We start from the raw sequence: 18332 nt of genomic DNA on the forward strand, positions 1-18332 counted from the left end.
GGTTCACCGGGCCGGGAGCAGGCGGCCGTCTCCGGCGAGCGCCGTCTCCGGCCTCCGCTCACGGTCCCCGCCGCCGCGCCGGGAACCCGCTCGGTCAACGACTTTCGCCGGGTTCGGCCCAGGGCCGGCCCCCGTACCATCGGCCTCACCGAAATCCCCGAGGCGCAACGGATCGCCGCCGAGCCACGAAGGAGAACCACCATGCGAGCCCCCCGGATCGGCCCGTTCGCCGCCGCCGCGCTGGCCTGCGTCACCCTGGGCACGGGCCTGGCCGCCCCCGCCGCGGCCGGCAGCCTGCCGGGTTTCGACACCTGGCTCGCCGACGTCCACCAGGCCATGAGCGGCGGCACCCAGTACCTCGACGACCGCACGCAGCGCGGCGGCTCGAAGCTCGCGATCGTCACCGACATCGACAACACGGCGCTCGAAACGTACTACCGGCCGGGTCACGCCACCCAGGACGTGCTCGACTTCGCCGAGCACGCCAAGAGCCTCGGCGTGAGCGTGCTGGTGGCGAGCTACCGCAGCGACGCCTCGGACGCGAAGAACGCCCTGACCGGCGTCGGGTACCCCGTGGACCGCGTCTGCGTCCGCACGAGCGGCGAAAAGCACGCAACGGACACGAAACAACGCTGCCGCAAGGAGTACGCCGCGGCCGGGTACACGATCATCGCCAACGTCGGCAACCGCCCCGGCGACTTCACCGGCGGCAACTACGAGAAGGGGTTCAAGCTCCCGGACTACGACGAGCAGTTGTCCTGACGGGATCCCTCACCACGGCGACGTACGGCCTTCGAACGCGGCGATGGCGGGAGCGTCCACAAAGGATCTGCCCGGCCGGGGCGATCCGGCCGCCGGAGTTGACCGGAAACCACAAGGTTTCCTATCGTGGACCGGGTGGAACGGGTGTTCAGGGCGTTGGCGGATCCGACGCGCCGGGAGCTGCTCGATGAGCTGTTCCGGCGGGACGGGCAGTCGCTCACCGCGTTGGCGAGCCGGTTCGCGATGACCAGGGTCGCCGTGGCCAAGCACCTTCGCCTGCTCGAAGAGGCGGGTCTGGTCGTGTCCGGCCGGCGGGGCCGGGAGAAGCTGCACCTCCTGAACCCCGTGCCGATCCGGCTGCTCCACGACCGCTGGGTCGGCAAGTACACCGAGACGTGGGCCGCCGGTCTCGTCGGCCTGAAACGACAGCTGGAGACCGCCATGGAAAAGGTGTTCGAGATCTTCATCCGCACCGCGCCGCAGCGGCTGTGGGAGGCGATCACCGATCCCGGGACGCGGGCGCGGTTCCAGTTCGGCGCACGCGTGGAATCGGACTGGACCGAGGGCTCCGCCTACCGGGTCACCCACGCCGGGGCCGGCGGGTTGATCGAGGGGGAGAACCTGGAGCTCGACCCGCCCCGGCGGCTCGTGCAGACCTACCACGCCGTCTGGGACGACGACGTCGCCGCCCAGGCCACCAGCCGGGTGAGCTGGCAGATCGAGCCGGTCGGCGACAGCTGCCGGCTCGTCGTCCGGCACGACCGGCTCGCCGCCGACGCCGACGAGCGCCTCTACGGTGGCTGGCCGATGATCCTGTCCGGGCTCAAGACCTGGCTGGAGACCGGCACGGAACTCACCACCCCCGGCTCGCTCGCCTACGGAGGCGGACCCTCGTGACCGCGCGAAACCGCACCGGCCGGACACCGGGCAAGCCGTTCACCGCGACGCTGCGCAATGCCCGGACGAGGGCGCCTCGGCCGGCAACGCCGTCACTCGCCTGACTTACCGGACAGCTCCTGGATGACGTGGTGTCGTTCCAGGAAGTGGAATTGGTCCTGAAGGGTCTGGGTGAGGGTGGGTTCGGTCATGATGCCGAGGTGGTCGGTGGGGTAGCTGCGCAGCTCGGTGTGGTGCAGCAGCCGCGCCAGCGCGCGTGACACGGCGGGTGAGGTGATCCGGTCGCGGTCGGCGACGCAGAGCAGCAACGGCATGCGCAGCCGGACCGTTCGCGGCGGCCGGGGCAGGGCCCGCAGTCCGGCGATGGCGATCTCCTCCCGCCAGCCCGGTGCGGTCCGGGCGAATTCTTCGGTGAGGCGCTTGGCCTCACTGTCCACGATGAACGCTTTCTCGCCGGGAGCGCCGACCGCGGTCCGCAGTCGCGGGGCCCGGCCGGCCAGCATGCGCACCCCGTTCTCCACCCCCGCCCCGGCGAAGCGGAACAGGGTCAGCCAGGAACGCACCGAAACGGAAAATCCCGGGACCTGGGCGATGGCGGCACGCACGCCGGGATCACCGGCGGCCACGGTGATGACGTGCGCGCCACTGAGGGAGGATCCCCACAGCACGATCCGGTCCGGGTCCACTTCCGCGATGGTGCGGGCGTGGCGCAGGGCCGCCCGGTAGTCGTCCTGCTGCCGGGCGGCGTGCACGAGCTGGCGGGGCGCGCCGCCGCTGCCGCCGAAGTGCCGGTAATCGAAAGCGATCACCAGCAGCCCTCGGGCGGCGAACCGGCGGGCGTACTCGGGAAGAGCGAAATCCTTCGTGCCGCCGATACCTCCCGCCATGATCACGCAGGCAGTGGATCCCGACGATTCGGCGGGCCGGTAGAGGTGGGCGGAACAGGGCGTCCCGTCGGAGTCGAACTCGAAGCTTTCCACATCCATCCAGACCACGACCTCCGCCATCGAATCCTTGCAGTGTAAGGGGTTCACTCGGGCAGCGGTGCCGTCACGCCGCTTTTTCACCTAGTCTGACCACCGAAGTTCCGGTTGGATTTCGTTGTGCTCGAGAAGGATGGCCGACATGATGGATCCAGCGACGTTCGATCGAGTTCGATTTCGAAGAGAATGGCCGAGAAATCCGGAACTGAATCCGGTCGAATCGCTGGCCTGGCGAGCCGATTCCCTTCGCGGGCTCCGGTTCAACCTGGTCGGCGTCGTCCTTCTGGAAACGGTTCCGCCGTGGGGGCGGCTGGTCGCCCGGCACGAATGGCTGGTGCGGTACGTGCCCCGGCTGCGGCAGTGCGTGGTCGAGTCACCCGTGCCGTGGGGCCGCCCGTTGCTGGAAGCAGACCCCCGGTTCGACCTGGGAAGGCACCTGCACCGGGTCCGGCTGCCCTGGCCCGGCACCCGGCGGCAGCTGCTGGATCACGCCCAGGCGCTGGGGAACGGGCCGTTCGACCCGTTCCGGCCGCCGTGGGAGTCGGTCCTGATCGAAGGGCTGGAAGGGGGTGGGGCGGCGTACGTGTGCAAGATGCACCACACGCTCGCCGACGGCATCGGGGCCGGCCAGCTGCTGGCGCTGCTGCACGACGGCACACCCGGCGAACCGGAATTGCCCGCACCCCCGGAGACCCGGGACACCCGGGAAAACGGGCTCACCCGCTCGGTGCGGGCCTCTTCGGCCCTGGTGAGCTCGCTGTGGGACGGCCGGGGCGGGAGCTCCCGGCGCCCGGACCCGGGCGTGCGGGACCTGGCGCGGACCTTGCTGTCGATGGCCCGGATGACGGTGTGGCCCGAGGTACCCTCGCTGCCGCTGTTCCGGTCCAGGAGCCACACCTCCCGGTTCGAACTGCTCGACCTGCCGCGGGCGCGGCTGCGAGCCGCCGGTGCCGAGGCGGGCGGCACGGCCAACGACGCCCTGCTCGCGGCCCTGGCCGGCGGCGTGGAGCGGTACCACCGGCGCTGCCATTCGCCGGTGCGTCGCATCCCGGGGATGTTCCCGCTCAGCCTGCGCCGCCCGCAGGACCCGCCGGGCGGGAACCTGGTCGGCGCCGCCCACGTGATGCTGCCGGGCTGGGGGCACAGCCCGTCCGAGCGGATCCGGATCGTCCACCGCCAGGTGGCCACGATCCTGCGGGGCGCCACCTTCGACGCGCTCGACCTGCTGCTGCACCCGGTCTCGGCGCTCCCGGCCGCCGCGGTCCGCGCCGTGGCGGCGATGCTGTTCACCGGGGTGGACGTGCTCGCCAGCAGTTTCCCCGGGGCTTCGCTGCCGCTGTACCTGGCCGGTGCGCCGGTGACCGCGATCCACCCGTTCCCGCCCCAGGTGCGCACCGCCGTCTGCACGGCCATGCTCTCCTACCGAGACCGGGCGCAGCTCGGGCTGACCCTCGACACCGGGGCCATCACCGACCCCGGGCTGTTCATGACCTGCCTGGGGGAAAGCATCGCCGAACTACTGGACCTCGCCCCACCCGGCGGCTCCGCTTCGGCGCGCACGACCTAGTCGGCAGCCGGCGAATCGGGCGGGATCTGTTCAGGCCGGGAGGAGTTTGCGGGTGTACCACCGGAGCAGGCGGCGATCGCGGGAGAGGTCGTGGCGGTCCGGTTCGACCACCATGCCCAACTGCATCCCGTTGATCATCGCCAGCACGTAGGCCACCTGGTCGTCGATGTCCTGGCCGGCCAGGTGGCCCTGGGCGGCCAGGATGCTCAGCCAGCGCCGCACCGCGGTGGCCGACGCCGCGTGGGCGCCGTGCAGGACGTTGCGGAGGCTGGGCGCGGCGTCGGGGGCCAGCGCGGTGCAGTAGAGGTCGAACCAGCTTTCCGTCGCGGCGGCGCGATCGGGCAGGAACTGGTCGAGGCAGTCGTACAGGCGCGTGGCCGGGTCGGCAGTGTCGTCCTCGATGGCCAGGTCGTCGAGCACCGTGGTGACCAGCGCGGTCGCCACCGCGTGGTGGAGGGCGGCCTGCGAGGGGAAGTAGTGACGCAGGGTGGTTGCGCCGACGCCGGCCTCGCGCGCGACGCCCCGGACGCTGAGCGCGCCGAACCCCTCGTCCCGGGCACGCCGGAGCGCGGCCTGGATCAGCTCCTCCCGCCCGGACATCGCATCAGCATACAGGCACGGAGACGAATATCGTGCCAGTACGAGCGCGCTTTTCCGTACTGGCACGATATTGTATTTCTGTGCTAGCGTCTTGATTCATGAGTGAGTCGCTCGCCGCCCTTGTCTTCGGACCGAGTCGGTGCTCACCGTCCGGATGCCGCGCCGAAAGGGTGCGAACCGGCCCCGCGGGTGGCTCCTGAAGTTCCCCGGCGGCCGAGGGACGGGCCCCTGCGCAGTTTCGGGGACGGGCCCGCCCGGTCCGGTGCGCCGGTCCGGCCGGGCCCGGCGGATTTCCGGGTCACCTCGTTTTTCCGGTACGGCCCGGTGGCGGCGAGAGGTCCGCGGACCGGGCGACGACCGGAAGTCCTCGGGCTGCGGCCCGTTCTCTGTGTGAGGGAGCAATCATGAAGTTGGGTTTCAGCCTTCCGGTGTTCGGCCGGGCGGCGGCCACGCCGGGCGGGATCGCCCGGTATGCGCGCGAAGCCGAGCGGGCGGGGGCGGCCGGCCTGTGGGTCGCCGATCGGCTGTTGTCGCCGGTCAGCCCCGAGGTGCCGTACCCGGGCTACGACACCATGCCCGAGGAGTTCCGGACCGTGCAGGACCCGTTCGTCGCGCTGTCGGTCGCCGCGGCGGTGACCGAGCGGGCCGTCCTCGGCTCCAGCACCATCAACGCGACGCAGTACCAGCCCGCCAACCTGGCGCGGCAGCTCACCAGCATCGACGTCGCCAGCAACGGGCGGCTGCTGCCGGGCTTCGGCATCGGCTGGTCGCCCGAGGAGTACGCGGCGGTCGGCGTCCCGATGGGGGAGCGCGGCAAGCGGCTCGACGACGTGCTCAGCCTGCTCGAAACCTGGTGGACCCGGGAACTCGTGGCGCACGAGGGCGTCGGCTACACGGTCGCGGAGTCGCACGTCGGCCTCAAGCCGGTCCGCCGGCCCCCGGTGCACCTGGCCGCTTTCGGTGAGCGTTCGCTGCGCCGCGTGGCCGAACGCGCCGACGGCTGGCTGCCGGTCTGGTCGGTGCCCGAGCAGATCCCGGCGGAGGCGCTGAAGGGCATGGTGGCCAAGCTCCGCGCGGACACGGAGAAGGCCGGTCGTGACCCGCAGGCGCTCGGCGTGGCGTTGCGCGTGAACGTCGCCCGGGGTATCGAAGCCGCGGCGATCGCCGAGTCGGTGAAGAAGATCGTCGAGGAGCTGGCGCCGGACCACACCTTCGTCGATCTCAACTACCTGGCCGACAGCGTCGACGAGCAACTGGACCTCGTCGGCCGCCTGCTGGAGCTGACGGCCGGAAGCTGACCGTCGGGCGGGGTGCGGGGTTCCGCGCTGCCGCCGGTGGAGCCGGCGGGACACCGGCGGCCCCCGCCCATGGGGGATGGCAAGGCCGATCCTGGTGGCCGGTCCGCCCCGGGATCGGCCGAGCCCTTCCCCCGACGCCCGCCGGAACCAGGATTTCGGCGGTACCGGCGCGATGCCCCCGTCGGGGAACGCGGTTCGCTCAGGCCGGCTCGGCTCGTTCGCTTTCGGGTGCGGTGAGGGCGGTTTCGGCCCGTTGCCACAACGTGAGCAGGTGATCCAGGTCCGGCTGGGCGAACGCGCCCGCCGCGCCGACCAGGAGCAGCTCGGTCCGGTCCGGGTGGTCCGCCACGTGCATGCGCAGCTCGTGGGCCGCCTGGGATCGGCCGATCTCCCGGGCCCGCACGTCCAGTCCGTCCAGGGTCCAGCCCGGTCCGGAGTCCTCCGCCGTGTGGATCAGGGCGACCTGGTACAGCGGGTTGCGGTAACGGTTTTCGCCCAGCTCGGCCGCGGCGTGCGCGACCAGCGCCGCGATGGGGTGGTCGCGGCGCTGGAAGGTCTCGCGCATGATCGCGCGGCATTCCCGGAGCGTTTCGGTCAGTCCGGCGGCACGAGGGGAACGGGACCGCAGGAGGACCAGGTTCTGGTAGAAACCGACGGCGCGGAAGTCCTCGGCGCGCTGCCGGGTGTCGATCGGGGCCACGAGGCCGATGTCGTCGGAGCGGGAAAACTGTTTGAGGGCCCACATCGCCGCCGCCAGGTGCAGGACGAACCGGGTACAGCGCGCACGCCGCGCCGCGGCGTCCAGCCGGGCCGTGGTCTCGGGGGCGAGAGGCTGCGCGGCGGTCAGGGTGCGGAAGGCCTCCGGTCCGCTCCGCGGGTCCGGGCTGGCGAGGAACCGGGGTGGCAGCGGGGTGAGCAGGTCACGCAGGGCCGGCGTCTCCTCGACCCTCGGGAACGTGCTGCGGATGGCGTCCGGGTCGTAGGAGTGCACCTCGCCGAGTTCGTCCCGCCGTCCGGCGTAGAGGGCGGCCAGTTCACGCTGCAGGATCACCCGGGAACGCTCGTCGATCGCGATGTGGTCGACCGCGAAGATCAGGCTGTGCCGATTTTCACCGTGCGGGAGCAGTACCGCCTGCAGTATCGAGTGCCGATTCAGCGCCAGGAAATTGCGGGAAAGATCTTCGAACGTCCGGACCACGTGCTCGTGAATATCGTTTTCGTCGGAAAGCCCGCTGCTCGGGGCCACGCTGAACACATCCGGCCCCTCGGTCTCGTGCACGATGGCGAGCACTTCACCGTCGCCGAGCGAGGCGTAGTTGGTTCGCAGGATGGGATGCCGGCGAACCAGTTCGATGACCGCGCCGCGAAGGCGTTCCACGTCCAGCCGGCCACGCAGGAGGAGGTGCACGGCCACGATCAGCGGCGGCGCCCCGCCCGGTCCGCCCCGCATCGTGACCAGCCGGCTTTGCGGAGGTGCAGCTTTGTACGCAGTGGCCCGCGACGGTAATTTTGCCGCCATTCCGTCACCTCATCCGACGTGCAATAAGCGATTTCATGATCAAATGTCCGTGGGTCTGCGCAGCGTAGCAGTCGTTTAGGAAAATTTGCCACCGAACTCGGGCGAAGTTCATTTGCGGATGCGGGGACGGCGGTCTTTGTCCGGTTTCCCGCTTTGTGCGGGCGCTGGTCGGTGGAACGACGGGCCGCCGTTCGGACGCTTTGATTTCGGAAAAGATGATTTTTGCGCTGCGGGGGCCGGCCAACTTTCCGTGTTGCTGCCCCGATGGGCGATCATGAAACGTTGCTGCTTTCGGGGGGTGTTTCCCCGGTACCGGCTCCCGGTTGTGACGGTCGTGCCTGCCGTTCGAGTGGGTTCCGGTACCAGCGGTGGTCTTCGCCGTGGGGCGGCTGGTAAGAATCGTTGTGGTTCGGGATCGGCACTGAGTCGGGGGGCCGGCCGCATATCCCGTACCTCTTCGGCTCTTTCCCTGCGAAATCTTGAGGACCAATGTCTCCTGCACCTCTGTCCACCCGGCCCGGCCATGCGGGGTGACGAGACCGGGCTCGTCGCTGCGCTTTTCCACCGCCGGCTGGGCGACGACCGGGACGCCGTGGCGCTCACCGACGGCCGGGACGCGCTCACCCGCGCCCAGTTGGCGGCGCTCGCGGAAGTCCTGCGTGGACACGCCGAACTGCGCGACGCCGAGCGGATCGCCGTCGTCGGCACCCAGTCGCTGCGCCTGGCCGCGCTCCTCGCCGCGTGTCACCTGGCCGGGCGCGAGTTCGCCGTGGTCGACGCGCGCGAGGATCCGGCGGTCGTCGAGGCCCATCTCGACGCACTGAGACCGGACGCCGTCGTCGAAGCTTCCGGCGGAAAACCGCGTCACCACAGGGCGACCGTGTCCGGCGACGAGCTGTTCTGCGGCGAAGGAACATCCACAGAGGACTCGATACGGGCAGAGCACGCCTACACCGTGCGGACCTCCGGAACCACCGGACGGCCGAAGCTGGTGCAAATCGGCCGATCCGCCTTCGGGCAGTACGTCGCGGAGTTCCTCTCGCGCTACGGCGTGGGTGCCGGATCCCGGCTGGCCGTGTGGGCCGCACCGACCTACGACGCCCACCACTGCCAGCTCTTCGCGGCGCTGGCCGGCGGCGCGGTCGGGGTGGTGGCCGAGCCCGCCGTCCGCCGGAGCGGCGAGAGCGTGCTGGATTGGCTGGCCGCCCACCGCGTCACCCACTTCGAGACCACCCCGTCGATCCTGCGCGGCCTCGTCGCGGCCGCCCGCACCCGCGGCCTGCCCCCGGACCTGCGGCACGTGATGTGCAGCGGCGAACGGTTCGAGCCCGCCCTCGCCCGCGAAGTCGCCACGCTCGGCGCAGCGGTCCGGCTGTCCAACGAGTACGGACCCACCGAGTGCGTCCTGGCGACGTGGCACGAAATCACCCCCGCCGACCTCGCACTGCCGGATCTCCCGGCAGGCACGGTGATCGCGGGCCGCGAGGTGACGCTCGACCCGCCGGCCGCCTCGGCCGCCGAACCCGGCGAGATCGTCATCCGATCGCCGCACCTGTGCGCGGGCTACGGCCTCGACGGCGCGCTGACCGAGGAGTTCCCGTCCGAGGAGGACGGCGTGCGCGTCTACCGCACCGGCGACTTCGGCTACGTCGACGAACGCGGACTGCTGCGCCTGACCGGCCGCCGCGACCGCACGATCAAGCGGCGGGGCACCAAGATCGACCTCGACGACGTCGAGCGCGTGGTCAACTCCGTCCCCTACGTCACCGAAGCCGCCGTGCGCGCCGAAGACGGCGGGGCCGCGGTGTGGGTCTGGGCGGTCGCGCCGGAGCACACCGCCGACGACCTGCGCGCCGACGTCATGCCGCTGATGGCCGCGGCGAGCGCACCCGAGCGCGTGCTACTCGTCGACGCGCTACCCCGCCTGCACTCCGGAAAAGTGGACTACGCCGCCCTGCCCCGGCCCGTGGCGCCGACCCCGGCGGCCCCCGTCCCGCCGCCGACCGGGCTCGAAGCCGGCGTCACGGCCGAGTTCGCCCGGGTGCTCGGCGTCCCGGTGACCACACCGGACGCCGATTTCTTCGCCCTCGGCGGGCACTCGCTGCTGGCCCTGGACCTCAACCAGGGGCTCGCCCGCCGGTTCGGCGTCGACGTCACGCTGGCCGAAGTGCTGCGCCACCCCAAAGTGCGAGCGCTGGCGGAGCTGGTCGACCGGAAACGCACCGCGGCCGCCGTGTCCGGTCCGGCCGGCGGGCCCACCGGGCTCACCGCGCCGGAGCGGCCGATCTGGACGTGGAGCCAGCTCTTCCCGGACGACGGCTCCGCCAACGTGGTCGCCGGTTTCCGCACCACGCTTGCGTTCTCCGACCCCGACATCGCCGAATCGGCCGGCGCGCTGGTGCGCGACACCGCCCAGCTACGGCTCGGCTACCCCGGTGGCGGCCGTCCGGAGCGGGTCGTGCGCCCGCCGCAGCCGGTGGACGTCCGCGCCGTCACGGTCACCGGGGACGTCGGCGACTGCACCCGCCCCGAGCTGCGGCGGGAGCTGTACCGGCCGTTCGACATCGCCCGCGACCAGCTCGTCCGGTCCGTGATCGCGCGATCGGAAGCCGAAACGGCCGTGTTCCTCGTGGTGCACCACCTGGTGTGCGACGGCATCGGGCTCGCGACGCTGCTGGCGAGCCAGTACCGGCTGCTGACGGGCGGCTCCGCGGGCCCCGGGTCGGACACCCCCGCCGCGTTGCCCGCCCCGGCGGCCGAACGTCACTGGCCGGCGGTCAAGAGCCGCCTGCGGACGATCCCGTACGCCTTCACCCAGCCGCCGGGAACCGGGCCCGAGCCGGCGCCCTTCACCGTGTCGAATTCCACAGTGGACGCGATCGCGGCCGCGGAGGACCTACGGCTCTCGGTGGTCCTCGCCGAATACGTCGCCGAAGCGCTGCTGCGGGCCTCCGCTGCGGATGCTGTAGTGGTTGAGACGCCGGTGTCGCTGCGCACGGCCGCGCAGGCGGGCGTCATCGGGAATTTCGTGGTCGACGTGCCGGTCGTCGTCGACCGCGTGCCGCCGGGCGGCCGGGCCGAGCGCCGCAAGCGGCTCGCCGCCGACCTGCTCGACGCTGTCGAGGCCGCGCCGTCCGCGCCCGGGTTCGGCGGGCTGCGTCCCGGGCAGGGCGTGGCCCCGCCCGGTGACGCCGTGGTCGTGCTAGAGCACCCGCCCGCCCCCGGCGGACCGGACCCGGTGCGGGTCCCCGGTTCGCCGCCGCGCAACCCGGTCGCCGTCTACGTGACCGCCGGCCGAGACGTTCTCGAATTCCGGGTGCTGAGCCGGGCCGACCCCGCGCTGGCCCGGACCATCGCCACCCACCTCCGCACAGTGACGGCCGGGCCCGCGGGCCCGCCGGTGAGACAGGAGCACCAGTGACCACTTTCGTGATCGAGCCCGACGACCGGTGGACCCTCGCCGGTTTGCTCGCCGCGTCCGCCCCGGGCGCCGAGATCCGGCTCTCCGAGCCGACCCGGCGGGCGATCACCCGGACGTCGGACTGGGTGGAGACCCTTTCGGCGGGGCCCGACCTGGTGTACGGGGTGAACACCGGCTTCGGTGCGCTGGCCGACGTGCGGGTGCGCGCCGGGGAGGAGCACGAGTTGCAGCTCCGGCACGTCCTCTCGCACGCCTGCGGCGTGGGCGGACCGTCGCCGCAGGCCGTGGTGCGGATGATGATGCTGGTCAAGCTGCTGACGTTCCGGTCGGGCCAGACCGGGGTGTCGCTCGCGGTCGCCGAACGGCTCGCCGACCTGCTCAACCACGGCGTGCACCCGGTCGTGCCCGAACGCGGCACCGTCGGGGCCAGCGGCGACCTCGCCCCGCTCTCGCACCTTTCGCTGCCGATGCTGGGCCGGGGCCGCGTCGAGTACGAAGGCCGGGTGCAGGACGCGGCGGAGGTGCTGCGCCGGCTGGGCTGGCCGCCGCTGCGGCTGACCGCCAAGGACGGTCTGGCGCTGACCAACGGCACGCAGTACATCACGTCGGTGGCGCTGGTGGAGCTGGGCCGGATCGTCCGGCTCGCCGAGACCGCGGACCTGGTCGCGGCCATGAGCCTGCAGGCGTTCAGCTGCGCCGAGCGGTTCTTCGACGAGCGCTACCACCGCCGCTCCGGCAACCGCTGGCGCGGCACGGTCGCCGGGGCGCTGCGCGAGCACACCCGCGGGGGCAACCACGCCCGGCTGCCCAGCGCGGTCCCGTCGATGCAGGACCCGTACTCGTTCCGCTGCATCCCGCAGGTGCACGGCGCCGCCCGCGAGCACATCGACCACGCTTGCACGTCGGTGCTCAACGAGGTCGACACGGTCGCGGACAACCCGCTGTTCTTCCCCGACGACGAGATCGCGTTGTTCGGGGGCAACCTGCACGGCGAGTCGGTGGCCCTGTCGGCCGACCTGCTGGCCATGGCGGTGACCGAGCTGGGCTCGATCTCCGAGCGCCGCACCTACCAGCTCCTGTCCGGCCGGCGCGGTCTGCCGGACTTCCTGACCACCGACCCGGGCGTCAACTCCGGGCTGATGATCGTGCAGTACACCTCGGCCGCGCTGGTCAACGAGATGAAGACGCTGTGCCACCCGGCCAGCGTGGACACCATCCCGACCTGCCAGCTGCAGGAGGACCACGTCAGCATGGGCGGCACCGCCGTGCTCAAGCTCCGCCAGATCGTCGACGACTTCGAGACGGTGCTGGCGGTCGAGTGGCTCACCGCCTGCCAGGCCGTGGACCTGCGGCCGGACCTGACGCTCTCCGGCCACTGCCGGGCCCTGCACGGGACCTACCGCGGCTTGGTCGCGCGCCTGGACGAGGACCGGGTGCTCAGCGACGACATCGAGCGCACCGTGGAGTTCCTGCGCGGCGTCGACGTCCGCTCGGGCGAGGAGCGCGCGCTGGTCGGACAGGGGGTCGGCTGATGGCGGGGGAGACGTCGGTGCTCGCCGAGGTCGAGGACTGCTGGCGCGGGATCGCGCCCGAGGCGGGGGCGCTGCCGGGCGCCGACGACAACCTCTTCGAGCAGGACATCGACTCGTTCGTGTTCATCCAGTTCGTGCGTGAGCTCGGCGTCCGGTTCGGGGTCGAGCTGCCGCTGGTCGAGATCTTCCGGAGCCCGACCTTCCGCACGGTGGCCGACCGCGTCGAGCGGGCCAGGGCGTAGCCGTGTCCGCTGTGGCCACCCGCGAGGAATTCGGGCTCTGGTACGAAGAACAGGCGGGCACCCCGGTCCGGCGGCTGTTGTGCGCCTTCGCCGCCGAACTGGCGGCGCCGGCCGGTCCCGGCCGGGTCGCCGGGGCGCTCGGCCGGGTCGTGGCGCGGTACCCGGAGTGCCGGGCGGTGTTCGGCCCGGACGAGGAGGGCACGCTCGTCCGCCGCCCCGGGCCGGACCTCGCCGCGACCGTCCTTTTCGGACCCGAGTGGTCCGTCGCCGAAGCGGCCGCCGCGCTCGGCGGGGAACCGCTGTCGGCCGAGACCGGGCCGTTGCTGCGGCTCGGTGTGCGGACCGGACCGGCGGGTGCGGCCGGACACGTCATCGGCGTCGCGCACCACGTCGTCTGGGACGGCCGTTCGGAGGAGCTGTTCTGGACGGCGCTGGCCCGCGAGCTCGCGGATCCGGGGCCCGACGGTCCGCTGCGGCCGCCACCGCCCGCCGCGCCGGCGGCGGAACCGGACCCGCAGTGGCGCGCCGTCGTGGCGCCGGGCCGGTGGGACGCGGCCCGGCGGCGGGCCCGGGCGCACGGGGTGACGCCGTTCAGCTGGCTCGTCGGGCACTTCGCGGCCGCCACGGCGGAGGCGGGCGGCCAGGCCGTCACGCCGTACGTCGACGTCGACCTGCGCGCGTTCGATCCCGGGGCCCGCGAGCGGGTCGGCTACTTCCAGACCCAGCGCGCGCTGGGGGTGGTCGAACCCGGCACGCCCGGGCCCGAGGCCGCCCGCGCGGTGCTGGCCGACATCGGCGCGCTGGCCGTGCTCGCCCTGACCACGGGCCTGCCCCCCGACCGGGAAGCCGCCGGTCCGGGCACCACCACCTGCAAGTTCTACGGGCGCGAACAGCTCTTCGCGCCCGGCGCGGCCCTGATTCCGATCGACACGGCCCTGCCCGTCGCCCGCAACGACTTGGCCGCCGGTCTGACCGCGGCGGGCGGCCGCACCCACCTGACCGTCACCGCCCGGCGCGGCGCGCCCGGCCCGGACCCCGCCGGGCTGGGCCGCGCGCTGCTGGCCGCGCTCGATCGCGCCGCGCACGGCGGCCCGCGAGGAGATGAGGACGCATGAAGCAGTTCACCGTCGACCGGCCGGTCGAGGCCTGGTGGCCGGTCCACGGCCCCGGCGTCGAGGCGGCGCTGGAGCACGACGGCTGGGCCGTCCTCGACGGCGCGGGCCTGACGGGCACCGCCGTCTTCCAGGCCCTGGCCGAGCGGGCGTGCGGGCCGCTCTCGCGCGACAACCCCGAGCACCGGAAGGTGACCGACGACCCGACCGGCACCGTCAACACCCCGGTCGAATTCTCCGGTACGCGGAAGCTGCTGTGGCACAACGAAAACACCTTCGCCGCGCAGTGGCCGCGGCGGATCGCGTTCGGCTGCGCCCGTCGCGCCGACACCGGGGGAGACACCCCCACCGTGGACATGGCGGCGGTGTACGACCTGATGGACCCGACGCTGCGCGGGCGGTTCGAGGACACCGGCGTGACCTACGTCCGCCGGCTCGGCGGGGACCTCGGCCTGGACTGGCGGACCCTGTACGGCACCGAGGACCGCGCCGAGGCCGAAGCCGCGTGCACGCGCGAGGGTGCGCGGTGGCACTGGGACGGGGATGTGCTGGTCACCCGCCAGCGCCGGTCCGCCGTCGTCGAACTGCCCGGGGGCCGCCGCTCGTTCGTGGCCCAGGTGCTGCACTGGCACCACCGGGCCATGGACGCCGACGTGCGCGCGTCGATGGCGGCGCTGATGCCGCCGTCGGAGTTCCCGAAGGACTGCACCTTCGGCGACGGCGAGCCCATCCCGGACTCCGCGATCGACGCCCTGATCGCCCTGTGCACGCGCCTCGAAGAGACCGTGCCGTGGGCCGAGGACCGGGTGACGCTGCTGGACAACCTGCGCCGCGCGCACGCCCGCGATCCCTACACCGGCGAACGCCGGCTGCTGGTCGCCATGGGCCGCCCGGCCGGGCCGGGGGAGGCCGGCCGTGCGCAGTGAACTCGAGGCCGCGATCCGGTCCGGGCGCGGCGATGCCGTGACCGAAGCCGGGCGGCGCACCTCGTATGCGGACTTGCTGGCGAACGCCGAAGGGCTGGCCGCCGCGCTGCGCGGGCACGGCGCCGGGCCCGGGACCGTCGTGCCCGTCCAGGGCGTCGGCACGACCGAGACGGTGACCCAGATCGTCGCCGTGGTGCTGACCGGCGCCGCCTACGCCCCGGTCGACTCGCGCACGCCCGACCGGACCGTGGCCGCCTTCGCCCGGCTCTGCGGCGCCTCGGTCGTGCTCGGATCCCGGCGCGACGCCGCGCACGGGGTGCGCTGGATCGACTCCGCCGCCGCCGTCGGGGAAGCCGGCGACACGCCGTGGGTGAGCCGGACCGTGCCCGCCACCACCGCGTACGTCATCGCCACCTCCGGGACCAGCGGTGCGCCGAAGGGCGTCGTGGTCCCCGAATCGGCGGTACTGGCCTACCTCGGCTGGGCCATGGCCGAATACGGCGGCGGTTACGGCGCGCCGCTGTTCACCTCGCTGGGCTTCGACCTGACCGTGACCAGCCTGCTGGGACCGCTGGTGTCCGGCCGGACCGTCGCCGTCCTCGATCCGGTGCGGTGGCCGCTGGACGTCGCGACCGACCCGCGGCCGTTCGACGAGGCCGGATTCGTCAAGCTCACGCCGAGCCAGCTCGACATCGTCTGCCGCCTGATGACCGAGACCGGCACCCGCTCCGGCGCACCGGTGCTGGTGGTGGGCGGCGAGGCGATGCGCGGATCGGCGCTCGCCCGGTGGCGCGACCGGTTCCCCGCCGCGGCGATCGTCAACGAGTACGGCCCCTCGGAGGCGGCCGTCGGCTGCTGCCGCTACACCGTCCCCGACGGCTTCGCCGGAGACGACGTCCCCATCGGCACGCCACCGCCCGGGGTCGGGCTGGAGCTGGCGCCGCTGCCCGAGGGCTACGCCGGCCCGCGCGAGCCCGGCGGCGAGCACGGCGAACTGGTCATCACCGGTGCCCAGGTCGCCACCGGCTACCTCATCGCCGACGCCGCCGGGCGCGGGGTGCTCGCCCCGTTCGCCGCACGGGCCGGACAGCGCCGTTATCCCAGCGGGGACCACGTTTCCCGCCGGACCGGGGGCCTGTTCACCTATCACGGCCGGATCGGCCGCGAGGTCAAGGTGAACGGGTTCCGGGTCAATCTGGCCGCGGTCGAGTCGCGGCTCGCGGACTGCCCGGGGGTGCTCGCGGCCGCCGTCGCGGCCGGCCCGGACGGGCTCACCGCCCGCGTCGCCGCGAATCCCGAAGTCACCGCCCGCACGGTGCGACGCCACCTGCTCGAGTTCCTGCCGGTCTACGCGGTGCCGGCGAAGATCGCCGTCGGCCCGGAGATCGCCGTGACCGAGCGCGGCAAGCTCGCCGCGGACCTCTCGCCCACCCACCCCGAGGACCGGTCATGACCACTCTGCCCCTGCGCGCCACCCCGGCCACGCTGACCCCGGCCGATCTCGGCCACGACCTGCGCACCCCGCCGCCCGGCCCGGTCGAGGCCCGCGTGCGGTCCGCGATGGCCGAAGCGGGGGCCGTGCTGCTGCGCGGGTTCGAAGTGGACGGTACCGACGACTTCGCCGCGGTCGTCGCCGCGTTCGGCGGGGAACGCCTGGAGTACTCCGAGCGCTCGACGCCGCGCAAGTCCCTCGGCGGCCGCGTCTACACCTCCACCGACTACGCCAAGGACAAGGAGATCTTCTTCCACAACGAGAACTCCTACCAGGCGTCCTGGCCGCGGTGGCTGTACTTCTACTGCTCGGTCCCGGCCGCCCGCGGCGGGGCGACCCCGCTGGCCGACATCCGCGAGGTGACCCGGCTGCTCGACCCGGACGTGCGGGCCCGGTTCGCCGAGCGCGGCTGGCTGCACCTGCGCACCTACCAGCCCGGTTTCGGCCTGCCGTGGCCGGAGGTGTTCGGCACCGAAGACCGCGCCGAGGTCGACCGCTACTGCGCGGCCGCCGGGATCACCGCGGACTGGAGGGCCGACGGCGTGCTCCGGACGCGGGCCCGGCGGGCGGCCTTCCACCGGCACCCCGACACCGGGGAATCGTTGTGGTTCAACCACATCGCGTTCTTCCACCCCAGCACGCTGCCGCCCTCGGCGCTGGCCGTGCTGACCGGGATGCTCGGACCGGACGAACTGCCCAACGACACCCGCTACGGCGACGGCGAGCGCATCCCCGACGACGTCTGCGCGCACCTGCGCGACTGCTACCGGCGAGCGTCCTCGCGGTTCGACTACGAGCGCGGCGACGTCCTGCTGGTGGACAACATGCGCACCGCGCACGGCCGCGAGCCCTACGAGGGCGACCGGAGCATCGCGGTCGCCATGACCGGCCTGGTGCGGGGGCCGGCGTGACCGCCACCGCCACCGAGATCGACACCGCCACCGAGACCGCCACCGCAGCGCCCGGGACGGCCGTACGCGTCCGGCTGCCGGTCAACGAGGACGTGACCACCCGGGCCTACCAGTTCTACGCGTTCCCGGTGTCGATCATCGAAGCCCACGACCCGGCCAAGGTCGAGTGGACGCTGACGAACTTCATCCACCTGGCCTACGACCAGCGCCCGGACACGCCGGTGCCGATGTGCTTCTACCTCTTCGACTACACGGCGAACCCGCACCTGGAGACGCTGCGGACCGACGCGGAGCTGATGCACGAACTGCTCGGCGCCCGGCTGGCCGCCTTCGCCGCCCGGCAGCTCGCCCAAGGCTGGTACCTGTACCTCAACGTCGACGAGCAGCACATCCCGCGCCGCTACGCCTTCGGGCGCAAGCGGATGTCGCACGACCTGCTCGTGCACGGCTTCGACGCCGAAGCCGGCACGGTCGACGTCCTGGGCTACGACGAGACCGCCGCGTTCCGCTCGGTCACGATCCCGGCCGGCGCGCTGGACACGGCGTTCGCCGAGCACCGCGCGCTCGGCAGCGGATGCCGTCAGTTCGTGCTGTACCGGTACCGGCCGCGCAGCACGTTCGCCTTCGACCGGGGCTTCGTCGCCGGGGAGATCCGCACCTACCTGCGGTCGGAGAACCCCACCGCCGCGCTGCGCGCGTTGCGCGAACCGTGGGACCGGGTGTACGGGCTGGCCGTCTGGGACTGCCTCGCCCGGGAGCTCGCCGCGGCCCGTGCGGGCGAGCGCGAGTACGACCACCGTTCGGTCCGGGTGCTCTTCGAGCACTCGAGCCTGATGCTCGACCGGATCCGGCTGCTGCTCGCCGACGATCCGGCCGCCGCCGAGGAGGCCACCCGCGCCTACCGCCCGGTGGTCCGGTTCTGCCGCAGCCTCGGCTTCGCCGTGCTGGCCGCCGCGAACGCCGGCGACCACTCCTGCCTCGACCGCCTCACCGGCGAGTTCGCCGGCGTGACCGACCGGCACGCCGCCGTGCTGCGGGCGCTCGTCGGCCCGGACGCCCCCTGACCGCAA

15 protein-coding genes are annotated in these 18332 nt (G+C 72.8%); 12 read left to right on the top strand and 3 right to left on the bottom strand.

What is annotated here, in order from left to right; all coding sequences use genetic code 11:
* The first annotated feature begins 201 nt into the window (after nucleotides 1-201).
* Together NYF13_RS29140 and NYF13_RS29145 are read left to right on the top strand one after the other, a co-directional pair.
* Nucleotides 202-762, top strand: coding sequence for an HAD family acid phosphatase (locus NYF13_RS29140; RefSeq protein WP_315661095.1), 561 nt, complete (start codon nucleotides 202-204; stop codon nucleotides 760-762).
* A 135-nt stretch (nucleotides 763-897) separates the two neighbouring features.
* Complete coding sequence (locus NYF13_RS29145; RefSeq protein ID WP_315661096.1) at nucleotides 898-1659, top strand: metalloregulator ArsR/SmtB family transcription factor; 762 nt, start codon at nucleotides 898-900, stop codon at nucleotides 1657-1659.
* A 92-nt stretch (nucleotides 1660-1751) separates the two neighbouring features.
* Here the strand turns inward: NYF13_RS29145 and NYF13_RS29150 are convergent, their stop codons facing one another.
* Nucleotides 1752-2666, bottom strand: coding sequence for an alpha/beta fold hydrolase (locus NYF13_RS29150; protein WP_315661097.1), 915 nt, complete (start codon nucleotides 2664-2666; stop codon nucleotides 1752-1754).
* Nucleotides 2667-2787: 121 nt separating this feature from the next.
* Between NYF13_RS29150 and NYF13_RS29155 the strand changes: the two genes are divergently transcribed.
* Nucleotides 2788-4209, top strand: coding sequence for a wax ester/triacylglycerol synthase domain-containing protein (locus NYF13_RS29155; RefSeq protein WP_315661268.1), 1422 nt, complete (start codon nucleotides 2788-2790; stop codon nucleotides 4207-4209).
* 30 nt (nucleotides 4210-4239) lie between these two features.
* On the opposite strand, the gene NYF13_RS29160 is transcribed toward NYF13_RS29155, so the two are convergent.
* Nucleotides 4240-4809 carry a TetR family transcriptional regulator gene (locus tag NYF13_RS29160; RefSeq protein ID WP_315661098.1) on the bottom strand — a complete coding sequence of 190 codons (570 nt, stop codon included), beginning with the start codon at nucleotides 4807-4809 and terminating at the stop codon, nucleotides 4240-4242.
* A 404-nt stretch (nucleotides 4810-5213) separates the two neighbouring features.
* On the opposite strand from NYF13_RS29160, the gene NYF13_RS29165 reads away from it, so the two are divergent.
* Nucleotides 5214-6107, top strand: coding sequence for a TIGR03619 family F420-dependent LLM class oxidoreductase (locus tag NYF13_RS29165; protein WP_315661099.1), 894 nt, complete (start codon nucleotides 5214-5216; stop codon nucleotides 6105-6107).
* 199 nt (nucleotides 6108-6306) lie between these two features.
* Here the strand turns inward: NYF13_RS29165 and NYF13_RS29170 are convergent, their stop codons facing one another.
* A complete protein-coding gene (locus NYF13_RS29170; RefSeq protein ID WP_315661100.1) occupies nucleotides 6307-7557 on the bottom strand; it encodes a condensation domain-containing protein in 1251 nt (416 codons plus the stop codon).
* A 592-nt stretch (nucleotides 7558-8149) separates the two neighbouring features.
* On the opposite strand from NYF13_RS29170, the gene NYF13_RS29175 reads away from it, so the two are divergent.
* From NYF13_RS29175 to NYF13_RS29210, 8 genes are read left to right on the top strand one after another with little or no spacing between them, the layout of a single operon-like run.
* Complete coding sequence (locus tag NYF13_RS29175) at nucleotides 8150-11047, top strand: AMP-binding protein (protein ID WP_315661101.1); 2898 nt, start codon at nucleotides 8150-8152, stop codon at nucleotides 11045-11047.
* Complete coding sequence (hutH, locus tag NYF13_RS29180; RefSeq protein WP_315661102.1) at nucleotides 11044-12579, top strand: histidine ammonia-lyase; 1536 nt, start codon at nucleotides 11044-11046, stop codon at nucleotides 12577-12579. The genes NYF13_RS29175 and hutH overlap by 4 nt, the downstream gene beginning before the upstream one ends.
* Complete coding sequence (locus NYF13_RS29185) at nucleotides 12579-12821, top strand: acyl carrier protein (protein WP_315661103.1); 243 nt, start codon at nucleotides 12579-12581, stop codon at nucleotides 12819-12821. Before hutH ends, NYF13_RS29185 begins: the two co-directional genes overlap by 1 nt.
* Nucleotides 12822-12823: 2 nt before the next feature.
* On the top strand, nucleotides 12824-13936 hold the full coding sequence (locus NYF13_RS29190) for a hypothetical protein (RefSeq protein ID WP_315661104.1): 1113 nt from the start codon (nucleotides 12824-12826) through the stop codon (nucleotides 13934-13936).
* Nucleotides 13933-14859, top strand: coding sequence for a TauD/TfdA family dioxygenase (locus NYF13_RS29195; RefSeq protein WP_315661105.1), 927 nt, complete (start codon nucleotides 13933-13935; stop codon nucleotides 14857-14859). Before NYF13_RS29190 ends, NYF13_RS29195 begins: the two co-directional genes overlap by 4 nt.
* Nucleotides 14849-16312, top strand: a complete 1464-nt coding sequence (locus NYF13_RS29200; protein WP_315661106.1) for an AMP-binding protein — start codon at nucleotides 14849-14851, stop codon at nucleotides 16310-16312. The genes NYF13_RS29195 and NYF13_RS29200 overlap by 11 nt, the downstream gene beginning before the upstream one ends.
* On the top strand, nucleotides 16309-17262 hold the full coding sequence (locus NYF13_RS29205) for a TauD/TfdA family dioxygenase (RefSeq protein WP_315661107.1): 954 nt from the start codon (nucleotides 16309-16311) through the stop codon (nucleotides 17260-17262). The genes NYF13_RS29200 and NYF13_RS29205 overlap by 4 nt, the downstream gene beginning before the upstream one ends.
* The gene (locus NYF13_RS29210; RefSeq protein WP_315661108.1) at nucleotides 17259-18326 is read left to right on the top strand and encodes a hypothetical protein; all 1068 of its coding nucleotides are present in this window, start codon (nucleotides 17259-17261) and stop codon (nucleotides 18324-18326) included. Before NYF13_RS29205 ends, NYF13_RS29210 begins: the two co-directional genes overlap by 4 nt.
* The last annotated feature ends 6 nt before the right edge of the window (nucleotides 18327-18332 follow it).

The sequence above is a fragment of the Amycolatopsis sp. PS_44_ISF1 genome, assembly GCF_032335455.1.
Classification (GTDB): Bacteria; Actinomycetota; Actinomycetes; order Mycobacteriales; family Pseudonocardiaceae; genus Amycolatopsis.